The sequence below is a fragment of the Methanococcus maripaludis genome (genome assembly GCF_002945325.1).
GTDB lineage: Archaea > AGJL01 > Methanococci > Methanococcales > Methanococcaceae > Methanococcus > Methanococcus maripaludis.
In genome coordinates, this window is sequence record NZ_CP026606.1 from 1,525,102 (window position 1) to 1,540,896 (window position 15,795).

The 15,795-nt window shown below is 34.1% G+C and carries 15 protein-coding genes; 2 read left to right on the top strand and 13 right to left on the bottom strand.

Annotated features, from left to right (window positions below; genetic code table 11):
* Positions 1–13: 13 nt before the first annotated feature.
* From MMJJ_RS08280 to MMJJ_RS08305, 6 genes are all read right to left on the bottom strand, one after another.
* On the bottom strand, positions 14–1,771 hold the full coding sequence (locus MMJJ_RS08280) for a radical SAM protein (protein WP_104838411.1): 1,758 nt from the start codon (positions 1,769–1,771) through the stop codon (positions 14–16).
* Entirely contained in the window at positions 1,771–2,427 is a 657-nt protein-coding gene (locus MMJJ_RS08285) for a class I SAM-dependent methyltransferase (RefSeq protein ID WP_104838412.1), read from the bottom strand. The genes MMJJ_RS08280 and MMJJ_RS08285 overlap by 1 nt, the downstream gene beginning before the upstream one ends.
* Before the next feature lie 355 nt (positions 2,428–2,782).
* Positions 2,783–3,904, bottom strand: a complete 1,122-nt coding sequence (locus tag MMJJ_RS08290; RefSeq protein WP_104838413.1) for an iron ABC transporter substrate-binding protein — start codon at positions 3,902–3,904, stop codon at positions 2,783–2,785.
* A 119-nt stretch (positions 3,905–4,023) separates the two neighbouring features.
* Positions 4,024–5,148: an iron ABC transporter substrate-binding protein gene (locus MMJJ_RS08295; RefSeq protein ID WP_104838414.1), complete on the bottom strand. Its 1,125-nt coding sequence runs from the start codon at positions 5,146–5,148 to the stop codon at positions 4,024–4,026.
* A 130-nt stretch (positions 5,149–5,278) separates the two neighbouring features.
* The gene (locus MMJJ_RS08300; RefSeq protein WP_104838415.1) at positions 5,279–6,361 is read right to left on the bottom strand and encodes a methyltransferase family protein; all 1,083 of its coding nucleotides are present in this window, start codon (positions 6,359–6,361) and stop codon (positions 5,279–5,281) included.
* A gap of 140 nt (positions 6,362–6,501) precedes the next feature.
* Complete coding sequence (locus tag MMJJ_RS08305) at positions 6,502–7,155, bottom strand: peroxiredoxin (RefSeq protein WP_104838416.1); 654 nt, start codon at positions 7,153–7,155, stop codon at positions 6,502–6,504.
* Between the two features lie 220 nt (positions 7,156–7,375).
* On the opposite strand from MMJJ_RS08305, the gene MMJJ_RS08310 reads away from it, so the two are divergent.
* Both MMJJ_RS08310 and dps read left to right on the top strand, forming a co-directional pair.
* A complete protein-coding gene (locus tag MMJJ_RS08310) occupies positions 7,376–8,185 on the top strand; it encodes a ZIP family metal transporter (RefSeq protein ID WP_104838417.1) in 810 nt (269 codons plus the stop codon).
* A 122-nt stretch (positions 8,186–8,307) separates the two neighbouring features.
* Entirely contained in the window at positions 8,308–8,859 is a 552-nt protein-coding gene (gene dps, locus MMJJ_RS08315) for a DNA protection during starvation protein (RefSeq protein ID WP_104838418.1), read from the top strand.
* 28 nt (positions 8,860–8,887) lie between these two features.
* On the opposite strand, the gene pssA is transcribed toward dps, so the two are convergent.
* From pssA to MMJJ_RS08350, 7 genes are all read right to left on the bottom strand, one after another.
* Positions 8,888–9,502 (bottom strand): CDP-diacylglycerol--serine O-phosphatidyltransferase, encoded by a 615-nt coding sequence (pssA, locus tag MMJJ_RS08320; protein WP_104838419.1) that lies wholly within the window; start codon positions 9,500–9,502, stop codon positions 8,888–8,890.
* An 11-nt stretch (positions 9,503–9,513) separates the two neighbouring features.
* Positions 9,514–10,206: a glycosyltransferase family 2 protein gene (locus MMJJ_RS08325; RefSeq protein WP_104838420.1), complete on the bottom strand. Its 693-nt coding sequence runs from the start codon at positions 10,204–10,206 to the stop codon at positions 9,514–9,516.
* A 149-nt stretch (positions 10,207–10,355) separates the two neighbouring features.
* The gene (locus MMJJ_RS08330) at positions 10,356–11,582 is read right to left on the bottom strand and encodes a SufB/SufD family protein (protein WP_013999582.1); all 1,227 of its coding nucleotides are present in this window, start codon (positions 11,580–11,582) and stop codon (positions 10,356–10,358) included.
* Positions 11,552–12,298 (bottom strand): ABC transporter ATP-binding protein, encoded by a 747-nt coding sequence (locus tag MMJJ_RS08335; protein ID WP_011171112.1) that lies wholly within the window; start codon positions 12,296–12,298, stop codon positions 11,552–11,554. The genes MMJJ_RS08330 and MMJJ_RS08335 overlap by 31 nt, the downstream gene beginning before the upstream one ends.
* Positions 12,299–12,853 carry an archaeoflavoprotein AfpA gene (gene afpA / locus MMJJ_RS08340; protein ID WP_104838421.1) on the bottom strand — a complete coding sequence of 185 codons (555 nt, stop codon included), beginning with the start codon at positions 12,851–12,853 and terminating at the stop codon, positions 12,299–12,301.
* A 2-nt stretch (positions 12,854–12,855) separates the two neighbouring features.
* A complete protein-coding gene (locus tag MMJJ_RS08345; protein ID WP_104838422.1) occupies positions 12,856–13,449 on the bottom strand; it encodes a flavodoxin family protein in 594 nt (197 codons plus the stop codon).
* Between the two features lie 161 nt (positions 13,450–13,610).
* The gene (locus tag MMJJ_RS08350) at positions 13,611–15,782 is read right to left on the bottom strand and encodes a heavy metal translocating P-type ATPase (protein ID WP_169929109.1); all 2,172 of its coding nucleotides are present in this window, start codon (positions 15,780–15,782) and stop codon (positions 13,611–13,613) included.
* Positions 15,783–15,795 lie beyond the last annotated feature (13 nt).

Sequence of the window (15,795 nt, forward strand, 5' to 3'; positions counted from 1 at the left end):
TTCAAAGGTATAGTTATTTATTTGTAGGTATTGCAGGTCTTGAAAAGTCACGGTTTGTAACAACGTTCTCTACATCAATACCATAAAAACGTTTATAAAACTCTTTTTGTTCATTTTCTAAGTCGAAAGAGTATATTTCTGGATGAATTGTATTTGCAAGGAACATGAATCCGAGAATCCAGCGGGGGCTGCCAAAATCCCATCCTGTGGGTACATTACATATGTTACCCATCCGAACGGCTTTATTGTCAATTCCATGTTTTTTACAGTATTGAACGTAGTCTGAAGCTGGTGAGGATAGGAATCCTGATATAAACATCATTTCAGGGCTGAGTTTATTTATCTCATTTACCGATATATTAACACCCGGTTTACCTTTGCGGGTAAGGCTTTTGTTAACACAAATACCGCCTGCAGCTTCTACAAGATTTGTTTCGAACCGCTCGGCATTCAGGGCAAATAACGGATAACCCATCGAATAATAAACGGTAGGGTATGACTTGATGAGTTTACTGCCCTTATTTATTTTATCAACCCGTTCTTGAATAAATGCGATAAGTTCATTACCTTCTTTTTCCCGCCCAGTTCGCATGGCGAGATCTTTGATAAGTTCAAGCCATGAATCGATCTGTTGAATACGGTCATGTAATCCTCGAATGAAGTCTTCTTTAATGATATCTCCAAGAATATCTCCAAGCTCTTCATTATCGCGGATTCCAAGTGTGACTAAAATGGCATGGGCCATTTCAATGGCACGAGTGGTCCGGTATCCTCCAAGCATGCCGTATTCAGTAAACTGTTCATTATTGATTGGTCCTTTTAGTGGCACCTGCCATCCACAGGGACACTTACCTTCTTCAAGAGATTCTATGGTTCTGCATCCCATGGGCCCATAAAATTCCCGTTTGATGATTTCATTCCTGCAAATCGGGCATTTAGTTGTTAAATATTCAGTTCCCGGTGAATTAAACAGGTAGACGTGGTTGAGAATGGAGCGTAGCTGATCTACAATATTTTCTGATTTATTTATTGTAGGTTCCAATTCTGGTTTTGCTTCCCCAAACGGTACAAAACGCATTACCTGTAAGGGTATATCTTTCGAAACAGATGCTACTTCCTCTGCGGCTTTTAATATCTCTTCATCACCAGTATTTATGTACATCGCAGAGGTTTCCACGTGTACGCCTGCTTCGTGCAGGATACGGATATTTCTAAACACAGGAGCTGCAGACTTTGCACCGCATTCTTTATAACGTGCATTCGATGAACCTTTCAGGCCAATATTAACAAAATCAAGATAAGGTATAAGAGATTTTAAGGCTGTTTCAGTGAAATAACCGTTTGTTGAGCATCCAACCCAAAGATTAGCTTTTTTTGCTTCTTTTGCTAGATTTAGAAATGTATAATATGATGCAGCAGGATCATTAAGACAAAAAACAATACCGCTACATTCTTCAGTTTTTGCACGGGATATGATATCTGAGGGTGAAGCTTTAGTGAGAGCGCCAGATAATGCATCAGCATTTGAGGTTAAGGTCTCTGAAATACAGCCCTGACAGTTAAAGTTACATCCAACAGTACTCACCTGTAGGAACTTATTTTTTGGTGCAAAGTGGACCATAGGCATTGTTTCAATTGTGATTGGGAGTACTGTAAGATACGAATTAGGAAACCTCTCGATGAGTTTACTGTTTTGATTTGTATACATATTGCACCGACCGTAATTTCCTTCTGAAATATCACAACCGATTTCACATACTGTACATTTCATTAGATCGCCTCTTGGTCGGTTTTTGAGATTATAATCCAGAATCCTTCGTCTCCAAGGATAATTTCGTAAGATGAGATACCTATTTCATCAAGTACATTTTGGAACCGTTCAACATTCTCTTGAGATATATTTTTTCGGTTGAATTCTTTCCAATCCGGGTTTTTGCGTATCATCTCGGCTGAAATTGAATCACGTAATTCTTTGTTGCCAAATCCACCACCAATATATGTTTTTCCACCAGATTTGAGAATTCGATAAATTTCTCGAAATGCAGTGGCGACATCTTCCCAGAAGAATACTGAACCTCTGCTAACAATTAAATCTGCATAGTTATCCTCGATTGGGATATTGTGTACGTCTCCCTGAACAATTTGGATTCGATCGTTTAGGTTAGCATCTGCAATATTTTTTAATGCTATTTCGTTCATATGTTTGGAAAAGTCCAAAGCCCGTATTGAAAAATCGGACTGTTTTGCTAAAGCAATTGATAGCGCTCCTGGACCACTTCCAATGTCTATACAAGTGCCGGCGGTTATTCCAAAACGATTGATAATATTTTCTGCGATTATAGGATATATCGGTGCGAATAGTGTTTTTGAAATCTCGTCCATATTCTTAGCACCTTTTTTGTCGAATTTTTTCTTGTTTTCAGACATAACGTGCCTCCGATTGATTTTAATATTTCTAAAAAGTTAATATTTTAAAAGATCTGAGAATATTGGTATGATTCCCGCAATTGTGACTATTATATAATATCTCTTTAAAATTAAATAATATATAATAGTTACTTTTTTTATAAATTGCAATCTAAATGGATTACTATTGCATATTAATTTTATTTTTGAATTAATGCAACGTTAAAAAAATGTAAATGGGGCGGTATTTTTTTAGTGATCTGTCTTAAAATGATAATCACAGGTTAAAATTTAAAAATAGTTTTACGAAGAATTGGGCTAACTATGTTGAATTTAAATACTCTTTAAAAAAATTTTAAAAAAGAAAAAAAAGAAATTACTGGTTTGAAAAGTCTAAATTTTCAAATCCCTCAAACATTTCATTCATTTCAGAATATACTCCTTTTCCTACTAAAAATTCGTATATTTCATCAGCTTTAGCTTCTGGATCAATATCTGAAAATGTTTCAGGGTAAAGAATCGTTCCAATGTAATATGAATCTGCCATTGCAGTGTCAATGTTTGTTGTATAATAGTTAAATGGTAAAATGCCGTAAACATTTCCATTTTTAAATGCATCGAGCGAATTGTAATAATCGGGATTTTTTTCGTAGTCCTCATACACAATTGAGATTCCTCCTTCATCAATAAAGATGAATTCCGGATTCCATTCAATTAATTGCTCTTTACTTGTGAAAATATGTTCATTAGATGCAGTTTTTGCAATATTTTCTGTATTTAATGCTTCAAATGGCGGGTATAAACCTTCAGTACTGTCGATTCCGTGAATACCTTTGTTACCAATTGCTCCAACATAAATACTTGGTTTATTTTCATCAGGAATTTCAGAAGTTCTTTTATCTAAATCGTCCTGAATTTCGGTTATAAAAGAAATTACTTTTTCTGCTCTTTCTTCTTTTCCAAGGATTTTTCCAGAAAGTATCAGTGAGTCAAATATTGCATCATTTTTGAAGTTTCCAAGTGCACCGTAACTCAATACTACGACAGGAATTCCTGTTTTTTTCTGGAGTTCATCAGCATTACTTGCGTCCATGTAAGTTATGAATATTACTTCAGGCATTACATTTAGTACCTTTTCAGGATCCGGTCCAACGTTAATGTCTTGTGGGCCGCCATTTCCAATTACCGTAAGTTCTGAAAATTCATCATGTGCAAGCCTGTAAGGTCTTCCAATTAAATTTGTATTTTCAAAATTTTCAATTCCAACTAAATATTCAGTTGCGTTTAGATAAGAAATCAATCTTAAACATCCTGGGCCAGAACAGACGATTTTTTCAACGTCCGCAGGAACTTCAACAGTTCTTCCAACCATATCTATAATTTCGATAGTATCAGCAACTTCAGAAGTGTTTGATGAGTTATTTTCAACACATCCTGAAAATGCAACAACAATTGACATCATGAGTGCCATTACTATGGATATTATTTTTTTATTCAACATACCACCTGAATTAATATCTTTCAAAAAATGTAGTATTATTGTTACATATATTTTTCGATATAGTATTACTAAAAAATAATAAAATTTAATTAATGAATAAAAAAGAAAAAAAGAAATTATTGGCTTGAAAAGTCGATGTTTTCAAATCCACAGTAGCCTTCAGCCATTTTATCGTAAACAGCTTCGCCAACTAAGAATTCATATATTTCATCAGCTTTTTCTTCTATATCGATATCAGCAAACTGTTCAGGGTATACTATTTTTCCAATATAGTAAGCATCAGCTAATGCAGTACCGTAGTTTGTAGTGTAGTAGTTGTATGGGAACTGCGTGTAAACGTTTCCATTTTCAAATGCACCAAGGGATTCATAGTATTCCGAACTTTTATCGTAGTCTTCTTTTATGAGTTCATAGCTTCCGGTATCAATGAATATGATATCAGGATTCCATTCTAAAAGCTGTTCTTTACTTATGAATACTGATTTTTCTGTTCCTATGGAACTAGCAACGTTATTAGCATTTAATGCAGCAAAAGGAGCGTAGTTACTTGATGTACTGTCAATTCCGTGAGCACCTTTGTTACAGAGTCCTCCTATGTATACTGAAGGTTTATCTTCGTCTGAAATATTTTCAGTTCTTGTTAAAAGGTCGTTTTCAGCATCTGCAAAGAAATCGATTACTTCTTGAGCTCTTTCTTCTTTTTGGAAGAGTGATCCAAGTAAATTCAAACAACCAACGAAATTTTCATCATGGAATGACTTAACATCCCCATACTGTAATACTACAACAGGAATTCCGTACTGTTCTTGAAGTTCGTCAGCTCTATCTGCATCCATGTATGTAATTAATATAACGTCTGGAGCTGCACTTATAACCTTTTCAGGGTATGGTCCAACGCCTATTTCTTTTCCACCGCCAAGTCCTGTCATAGGTAGAGTTTGGAAAAAATCCATGTTTGCGAGTTGATATGGCCTTCCAGAGATATTTTCTTGTTCTATGGATTCAACACCCACAACTTTGTCCTGTGCTTGAAGGTAAGTTACAAGTCTAAGACATCCTGGTCCCGAACACACGATTCTTTGAATATTTGCGGGAACTTCAACAGTTCTTCCAACCATATCTACAATTTCAACAGTTTTAGCAACTTCGCCTGAAGATTCGGCAGTATTATCAACACAGCCTGAAAAGCTGAGTGCAATCATCAATGAAATCAAGGCTGATAAAACCCCTATTTTTTTCAAAATTTCACCTGATATTATCAATGTTTTAAAAATATGATATTTATCATACTTTTAAATTAAATGTAATAATTGATACATAAAATTTTCTATATAATATTAAAAAAATAAGATTCTAAAAAAGATAATAAATTTAATTAATTTTTTTAGCAACGATAATAATGTTTGGAAACATTTCTTCCTTAAATTCAGTTAATTCATAAACAGGTTTTGTTTCGAGTACTTCAAACCCTAATTTCTCAAGATATGAAACATATTCTTCAAAAGTAAGATCCGTTTCAAAAGTATATCTTATACTTCCCTTTCCAGTGCTGTTAAAGCTGTTAAAGTTCCATTCCATGTTATTTAATGTATCAGGCATATTTTTCGTTAATTTTGGAAATGCCTGTTTTGTAATAAATAATCCTCCCGTATTTAGCGAATTGTATACTTTTTTAGCAACTTTTGGATTTTTTCCGCCAGGGTTGTACGAACTAAAAATTATATCAAAATCTTCTCCGAAATCGTCTTTAAAAAAATTTCCTGCAATTGTATCAACGTTTTTCGCATCGTATTTTTCTATGAATTTTTTAGTTTCAATTGTAACGTCGGGTAAATCAAAAACAAAAGCATTTAAATTTTCATTCAGCATACCAAGGCTTATTGCGTAGAGCCCGTGGCCTCCTGCAACGTCGAGAAGTTTTTTTGCAGATTTAAATTCCGAAAATTTAGAGATATATTCGACAGTTTTTTGAAGTTCCCAACATTTGCAGTCGTTTGCCATTCTTTTAATTATTTCTGGGAAAAATGCATTTTCCATGACTTCATTTTTGGAACCGTTCATTATTTCAGACAAATTTGCCCATTTATCAATATTTTCAAATGAAGCGGAGATTGAAGGGCTTTTTGAATATACTGAATCCATTTTTAAGTAATTATCACTTGCAAATGTGTTGATGTAATGGGTTTCGCCATTTTTTGATGCTATTGAAATAATTCCAAGTTCATAGAGTGCTTTTAACATTAATTCAGTTAAAACAGGATCCAAGTCCAAAATCGATGATAAATCTTTGGAAGTTTTTGAATCAGAAAGGTAATCAAATATTTTTAATTCAATTGCAGTTTTTAGTAAATAAAATTTTTGGGCTCCAAAATAAGTTTCAAGCATTATTTTATCAATTTTTTCAGGACTTTCGGCAGGAAGTGGAAATGAATTTTGGTATTTTTTGGCATTCAAAATAATCACCCGTTTTGAAAATATTTTTTAAAACTAATTTAAAACAACTTATATAAATATTCATATTATTTTTATAAAAATCATACTTAACAATATATTTAAATTATTAAATATATGTTTAGTTAAAAAATAAAAAAGAATTATTCTTTTAAATCAGTATAACAGAACCACCAGTCGTAACCTTCAAGTTCTCCACTTTTACGGGCTTCAAGTCGTTTTTTTCGAGATTCCATGTCTTTTGCAGGAGGTACAATTACTTTTTCATTTAAAAAGTCATTATTTGGCCAGTTTGCAGGTGTTGCATAGCCTTTATCTGCAGTTTGAAGTGCTTTTACAAGCCTTACAATTTCATCCATATTTCTACCAACTTCCTGAGGGTAGTAAATTATTGCACGGATTGTTCCCGTAGCATCAACTACAAATACGGCCCTAACCGTATTATTTCCTTTATAAGGGCTTATCATTCCAAGTTTTACTGCTAACTCTCCCCTATCATCAGCAATTATTGGAAATTCTATGTCAACATCTAATTTTTCTTTTATCCATTCTACCCATTTTATATGGCTGAATACCTGATCGATACTCAAACCAATTAATTCAGTATTCAATTCTCTGAACTGATCGTATCTTTTTTGAAATGCAACAAACTCTGTAGTACACACTGGCGTGAAGTCTCCAGGGTGGCTGAATAAAACAAACCATTTTCCGGATTCGATATAATGTTCCGGTAATTTTAGCTTTCCATGGGTGGTTATAACTTCAACATCAGGAAATTTTTCTCCGATTACTACCAAATTATCCCCTCAAGATTTTTTTAATGTACATATAAATTTCGTTATTTTGGAAATATATAAGTTTTGGCTGGTTTTTAAAAATAAATTTTAGTTTGAAATTTGATTAAAACGAAATCACATTTTTAGAATAATTGGGGGATTTATATATCTCAAAAATAATATTTTTTAATATCAAAAAATATTCAAAAAGCTATTTTTTCAAGTTCATTGAGGAAAATTTATGGCACCTCTAACTTCTTATAATCCCGTATTTCTTGCGTTATTAGCAACCATATTCACGTGGTTAGTAACTGCACTTGGAGCATCTTTAGTTTATCTTACTAAAACTGTTAATCGAAAACTTCTTGATATTTCACTCGGGTTTGCTGCAGGAATCATGATTGCGGCAAGTTTTTGGTCTTTGCTTGCCCCAGCAATCGAACTTTCAAGCAGTATGAATAATTTATCATGGTTTCCAGCAAGTTTTGGCTTTTTAATTGGTGCATTTTTCCTTGCAGGAATTGATAAGATAGTTCCGCATCTTCATATGGGCCAGCCCCTAAAAGAAGCAGAAGGTCCAAAAACAACGTGGCATAAAAATCGACTTCTTTTGATGGCTGTAACAATCCATAATATCCCAGAAGGCCTTGCTGTGGGAATTGCATTTGGTGCACTTGCTTTAAACATGTCTGTGGATTCATTAATGGCGGCAATTGTTCTTGCATTGGGTATTGGGATCCAAAATTTTCCGGAAGGAATTGCAGTTAGTTTTCCACTAAGAGGTGAGGGGCTGTCAAAAAATAAAAGTTTTTTTTACGGGCAACTCTCTGCAATTGTAGAACCTATTACGGGTGTTTTAGGGGCATTTTTAGTCACTATTTTTACACCCCTGCTCCCGTATGCACTTAGTTTTGCTGCTGGAGCCATGATGTTTGTTGTAATTGAGGATATAATTCCAGAATGCCAACGTGAAGGAAACATTGACAGTGCCACAATAGCCGCAATTTTTGGTTTTATAGTAATGATGATTTTAGATGTGGCTTTGGGATAAAACATAAAACTTGTTTAAAACCTTTAAAATTTAATTTTAACATTTAATCGTCCCCATATTCTTTTTTGCATGGTAAAATATATTAGTTTCTAAAAAATAAATATTATATGGGGGTGAATAGTATGGCAAAAGTATCTCGTGAAATGGTAGAAAATTCTGGCATTAATGTAGATGAACTGGTTGAACTTTTGGTTAAAAATGCAGCTGCCGAATTAACCACATTTTACTACTATACAATATTGAGAATTAATTTAATAGGGTTAGAGGGGGAATGCCTTAAAGAAATTGCAGAAACTGCTAGAATAGAAGATAGAAATCATTTTGAAGCGCTGGTTCCAAGAATATACGAATTAGGAGGATCGCTTCCAAAAGATATGAAAGATTTTCATGATATATCGGGCTGTCCACCTGCATATTTGCCAGATGATGTTACAGATATCAATAAACTGATGAAAGTTTTATTACAGGCAGAACAGTGTGCAGTTAAGCAGTACACAAAAATTTGCAATATGACTGCAGGAAAAGATCACAGAACCTATGATCTTGCTCTAGCCATATTAAATGAAGAAATTCAGCATGAATCATGGTTTTCAGAATTTTTAGGTGATGGGCCATCGGGACACTTCCTTAGACAAGGAAAAACGTCGCCATTCGTCTCTAAATTTTTAGAATAACATAATTAAATATTATTTTTAAATAATTTTACATTTTCATCTTAAATATTCCATAAAGTACATACAAAACTGCACAGATTGCAAGTGGTTCAATAACTCCAAACATTGAAAGAATTATGGAAATGCCAAAAACCACTAAAAGAGGTTTTTTCGGGTATTTTGGATAGTTAATATCACTTATCATAAGAATTCCTGAAATTACTGCAATGATTGAAACAACATATCCTGAACCAAAGCCATATTTTAAAGACATCTGGGTTAAGATGCATAAGAATAATGCGGCAGCAGGAATTGGGAGCCCTATAAAGTGTTTCACGTCCAATATTCCAAATCTTGCAAGCCTTAATGCACCGCCGATTAAGAATATAATTGATCCAATAATAGAAACGGTCGAATCAAAGTAATAATAAATTAAATACGCTGGAGCAACTCCAAAACTTACAACATCGCAAATACTATCAAGTTCCGCACCAAATTCGGAGACCGTGTTTGTTTTTCTTGCAACAATTCCATCAAGAGCATCAAATACTATTGAAAGGTAAACAAAACGAAAATCGTGAAGCAGTATTGCGAGCATTCCAAAAATAATGTTTATAACAGTTACATAATCTGAAATCGTGATTATGTTTCTAATTTTGAACATGTTTATCGCCGTTAAATTAGTTTTTGAATTAATAATTTAAAGAGAATTTTAAATCCTGTAATGACGTTTGTTCCTCTCGCCATTGAATATTCTGTATATATCGTTTTTATCGGTACTTCTTTAAATTTTAAGTTATTCTTTTTAAAAAGTACTATAAATTCAGAAGATACTTCGTACCTATTGCTTTTAAGCTGTTTTGAAACGATTTCTGCCGCATCATGTGTAAAAGCCCGAAGTCCGCCCTGACTGTCAGTGACCATTTGTCCGCCCATTAAATAGGTTATAAAATTTAAACCCCAGTTTCCTATTTTTTTTATCAGGGGCATATTTTTTAATTCATTTTCATCAATAAGCCTGCTTCCAACGACAACATCAAAATTATCTTCAAGTAGTGGCTCTGAAACTTTGATAATGTCTTCAGGGTCGTGCTGTCCATCTGCATCAAATGTTACGATTACTTTTGGATTATACTTTACTGCACATTTTAATCCGGTTTTCAGTGCACCGCCAAGCCCTCTATTAATAATATGCTTACAGACAATTATTTCTTCTGAGATTGCAAGTTTTGACGTGTTGTCCCTACTTCCATCGTCAACTACGATGATATTTTCATAACCGTGACTTTTTAAGTTGATTAATGTATTTTTAATCATTTTTTCTTCATTATATGCCGGAATTACAACAAAAATATCATTTTTTTCCATACTATCCCAAAATCGCTCGAATATTTAAATTTTAAATATTAGCTATATTTAAGCCCGTCATATATAAAAAAACTTATTATATAAAAAACGCTTGTTTGTAAATTTTTTATTAATTCTTTAAATATTTAAAAAAGTAAAAAACATGGATTTTACATCGCATTTTCGAGTGTCATATCCATCATTTCTTTAACGGATTTTGCAAGTTCTGGTGGAAGGCCCGATATGTCGACACTTAAAAATCCTTTAATGATTAAAGAAGATGCTTCGTCTTCGCTCAATCCTCTTGACATTAAGTATTGGATTTGGTCTTCTGCGATTTTGCCAACTGCAGCTTCGTGTGACAATTCAAGGTCTGTTTTTTCAGCTTCAAGTTCCGGAACTGCTAAAATATGTCCGTCATTTGATAAAATCAAACCCCTACATTCGAGGTGGCCTTTAACGTTTGACTCTGCACCTATGAGGTGACCTCTTGAGATAACTTTTGCATCATCAACTACGATAACTCTTGAAATCATGTCGGCAGCTGAATTTTCGCCTGAAAGGATTACTCTTGAACCCATATCTAAGTTTGAACTTCCTTTTCCGTATACTATTGTCTGGAAAGTTGCTTTAGCATTTTTTCCTTCACAGTATGCGGTAGGGTAGCTTTGGATTGATTTTACAGGCATCATTGTAACGTAATTGTTTATAAATATGGAATCGTCGTCCATTTTTATTGCAGTTCTTGGCCTTACGTGTACATTTTCTCCCCAATTGTGAATCATCGTAAAGGTAAGTTTTGCATTTTTTTCAAGGTATATCTCAGAAACTCCGAGGTGAAGCCCTGATTTAACGTGAGGGGATGTAGTACATCCAGTAATTACGTTTAATTCTGCTCCTTCTTCCACGATAATAATGTTATGAACGTTTTGAGATACTTCTTCACTACCTATTAAAAGGCATGTCTGAAGAGGGATTGTTTTTTTAACCCCTTTTGGAGCTCGAATAAAATATCCTTCTGTAAGTTCTTTTGCAACTCTTGCGCCGTATTTGTCGCTCATCTGAACTGCGTTCCAGTAGTAGTCGTCAAGTTCGAATTTTTCAAGAGCTTCAGTAATCGGCATAAGTATAATATCCGAATACATTTTCGAGTATATTGCATCACTGTTTACCTGAACGTAAGATCCAACAGTGCTTTTTTCTTCAATGTCCACTCCAACATTTGCAAGAGCTTGTTTATGATCTTCGTTTAAGTCCTTTAATGATTCCACTTTCAAAAGGTTTTCTTTTGGTGTAGGATACATGCTTAAGTCAATATCTTCTCCAAATTTTGCAGGAACGTCCTTATATTTTTCAGCCATTTCCCTTACTTGTTGCAGCTTTTTTTCTGACAGCATGAAACACACCTCTGGTATCCATTTTTAATAATTTCATTTAAAATTTCGTCAGGGGTTCCTGAACAGGCAATTACTCCATCCAATAGCACATGAGCCTTATCAACTTCCATGAAATTTAAGATATATCCAAGGTGAGTTATGATAAGTCCGGATTTATTTCGTTCACTTGGTTTTCTGTCTTTATCAAGCAGATGGTTAATGATTCCACCGAGCAGTTCTACGTTTTCAACGTCAACACCGCTATCTGGTTCATCAAACATCACAAGATCAGGGTTTTGTGCAAAAATCTGTAATAATTCAGATCTTTTAACTTCTCCGCCTGAAAAACCAACGTTTAAGTCTCTTTGGTAGAAGTGCCTGATGTTTAATCTTTTAGCCATTTCTTCCATTTCTTCGTCACTTCTTTTTGAAATGGCGTTTATCATCGTTTCAAGCCTTACGCCAGAAATTGCAGGTGGTGACTGGTAAGAAATACCAATTCCAAGTTGTGCTCGTTCATGCATTGGCATGTCAGTTATATCTTTTCCTTTAAAGTAAATATTTCCCCTTACAACTTCGTATTTGGGGTTTCCGAGGATTGTGTTGAGCAATGTGGATTTTCCTGCTCCATTAGGTCCAAATAAAACATGACTTTCTCCTTTTTCGATATAAAGGTGGATATCTTTTAAAATTTCTTTGTCACCCACCTTAACCGATAAGTCTTCGATCTGTAGCATTTAATCACCTTTAATATGTTTCAAAAGTACTTCTCTAATATCATCCACATTTTCTAATATCGTAATGCTCTGCATTTTCTTAAGAATATTAACATTTTCTACATCTGTATCTCTGATATATAGTTTTAGCGTTTTGCCTCCTGGAAGAATTGTTTCTATTTCTTCTTTTTTGTTATCTGGAGGATAGATGTATGTTGGAACCATCGCTTTTGCCCCTTGTGCAACGGAATTTGTAATCAACGTGTCCGCAACCCCGTGTGCTATTTTTGCAACACTATTTGCAGTTACTGGTGCAACTAAAAATAAATCGTATTTTCCAGTCTGCAACATTCCTGGTAAGAATGGAGCATTTGAATTTACTTCTTTTCGGATATTATAGAATGTATCTTTTAATTTACCCATCAATTTATACCAGTTAAGTACCATTTCAGCACTTTTTGAGTAGTAAATATCTACATCTAAATCTTCATATTCATTTTTTAATTCAACGATCATATCAACTATTTCTTCGATTTTATCGCCGCAACCCGTAATGCCCCAAGCTATTTTAACCATTTTTACTCACCCTCCTCATTTAAACAATTATAAAATTTTTTAAGAGTTCTTTTAAGGGTCCTGATTCCTTCCACGTCTTCTTCGACTCCCTTTTTACCGTTATCTTGGGACCAGAATGTAGCGCCCAAGTTAGAACCAAAAGAACCTCCACTTATTGGAATTACTCCATTTAATATGTAAAAGTCATGAATGGTTTTTAATACAACTTCTTGACCGCCATTTCTATCCCCTCCAACGGATAGGGCCATTCCATATTTATTCCTTAACACATCTATGTCCTCTGCAAATATTGCCCTGCATCTATCCATTATGGTTTTTAACTGTCCAGAAACAGTTCCATTATAACAAGGACTTCCCAGTATAACTGCATCAGCCCATTTTAGACCATTGTAGATTTCCTGCATACTATCTTTATGAACGCAACCTTCTTTAGTTCTAACGCAGTAATCGCAGTGTATGCAAAATTCAATCTTTTTTTGAAAAACTGAAATATATTTAGTTTCAAATCCTTTTTCTTTTAAATAATCAAGTGCATAATTTACAGCAAAATGGGTTCCTTCTTTTCTTGGACTTCCGGATATTCCTAGGATTTTCATAAAAACACCTATCAATTCAGAAATTTACGATAATATAATTATAAGAATTTAAATCCATATAAGTTAATATATTTATATATAATTTATCTTTTTTGGTATGCTCTGAGTTTAAAATGAAAAATTACGACATTTTTGAACGTTAATGTATATATTTTAAGATATTATTTCCAAGGATCGTATCTTTTTAAAAGAAGAGACAATCCAATAATCGTTATGGAGCTCAGGGTCATTGCAAAAGCTGCAAGTTCAGGTTCAAATCTGATGTTATACGAATAAAGGGCACCTGCTGCAACAGGAATCAAAATCGAGTTATAGGCAAAAGCCCAGAATAAATTTAATTTTATCTGTTTTAACACCCGTTTACTCAATTTTACAAATCCTGTAACGTATTTCAAATCGTCATTCATTAAAACGACTTCACCACTTTCAATTGCAATATCCGTTCCGCTCCCAACGGCAATTCCAACGTCTGCGGTAGAAAGAGCTGGCGCATCATTTATTCCATCACCAATAAATTCAACGTAACCGTTTGCATTTTCTTTAATTGATTTAACAATTTCCGACTTTTTTTCAGGTAGCACGTTTGAAAATATATGATTTTCCAAAATACCAACTTCTTTTCCAATTACTTTTGCGGCTTTTTCATTGTCCCCCGTAACCATGTATGATTCTATTCCCATTTCGCGCAAATTTTGAACCGTGATTTTTGCATTTTCTTTTATTTTATCGGATATTCCAATTATTCCAATTATTCTGTGTTCAATAGCAACAATTATCACGGTTTTTGCGTTTTCTTCTAATCGGGATATTTCTTTAGTATAATCTTCATTTATTGAAATATTATTTTCTTCCATAAGGCGCCTGTTTCCAACAAGAACCTTTTGGTCCTTTATTATTCCAGTAATTCCCATTCCTGTAATCGATTCAAATTTTTCAGGTTCAGAAAGTGAAATATTTAATTCGTCTGCTTTTTTAAGAATTGCAAGTGCTAATGGGTGTTCAGAGTTTTTTTCAAGAGTTCCCGCAATTAATAAAACTTCTTCTTTGGAATAATCTGAAATTATTTCATCAACTTCGGGTTCTCCTTTTGTAATGGTTCCGGTTTTATCAAAAATCATGCATTTGAGGTTTCCTGCAACATCAAATACTTTGCTGTCTTTAATTAAAATACCGAGTTCTGCACCCCTTCCAACTCCAACGGTTATTGCGGTAGGCGTGGCAAGTCCAAGGGCACAAGGGCATGCAATTACCATTACTGAAATAAATGTCGTTACTGCAAGTAAAATTCCGCCGTTAAAAAACCAGTAAAGTGAAGAAATAAGTGCAATTGTAAATACCACAGGTATAAAGTAAGAAACTGCTTTATCAGCCAGATTTTGAATATCTGGTTTTGAAATTTGGGCATTTTTAACAAGCTGGATTATTTGGGATAGCACTGTATCTTTTCCAATTTTTTCAGCAGTTATTTTTAAAATCCCATTTTTATTTATTGTTCCCCCGATTACTGAATCTCCTTTTTTCTTCGGATTTGGGATTGGCTCTCCAGTAATCATTGATTCATCAACGTAAGAATCGCCCTCAAAGACAATTCCATCAACCGCAATCTTTTCTCCAGGGCGGATTAATAGGGTATCTCCGACAATCACGTTTTCAATTGGAATTTCCAGTTCTTCGTTATTTCGAATGACTTTCGCGTTTTTTACCTGTAAACCCATTAATTTTTTAATCGCTTCAGAGGTTCTACCCTTTGCACGTTCTTCTAAGTATCTACCAAGAGTCAAAAGTGTTGCAAGCATTATTGTTGTATCGTAAAACATAAAGTTCATTGGAAGCAGTCCCAAAGTTACAAGCAGTGCCGAGATATATGCAACCCCCATTCCAAGAGAATACATAACATCCATGTTTAGGGACTTAACTTTAAGCGAATTAAATCCTGCTTTAAAAATCGGCAGTGCAATGTATATCAAAGGCGGAATCGACACTAAAAATGCTAAATACGGTTTATATGGGATTTGAATATACATAATTGAAAACAGTGTAATTGAAAAAACTGCCCCAACAATTATTTTTTTAAGTTTTTCTTTTAGTTCAGTTTCTTTATTGGGTAATTCTTCAACTTCTTCTGCAATTCCAAGGACTTCATAGCCTAACCTTTCAATTTTTATCCCGATATCTTCGATATTAACGATTTTTGGATCAAAATTAATAACTGCGCTTTCGTCCAGTAAATTCACAACTATACTTTCAACACCGTCCATCTTAGAAACAGATTTTTCAATCGTTTTTACACAGACTGCGCAAGTCATTCCAGAAATTTTTAGTTTTACTTCCATAAAAACTACCCAA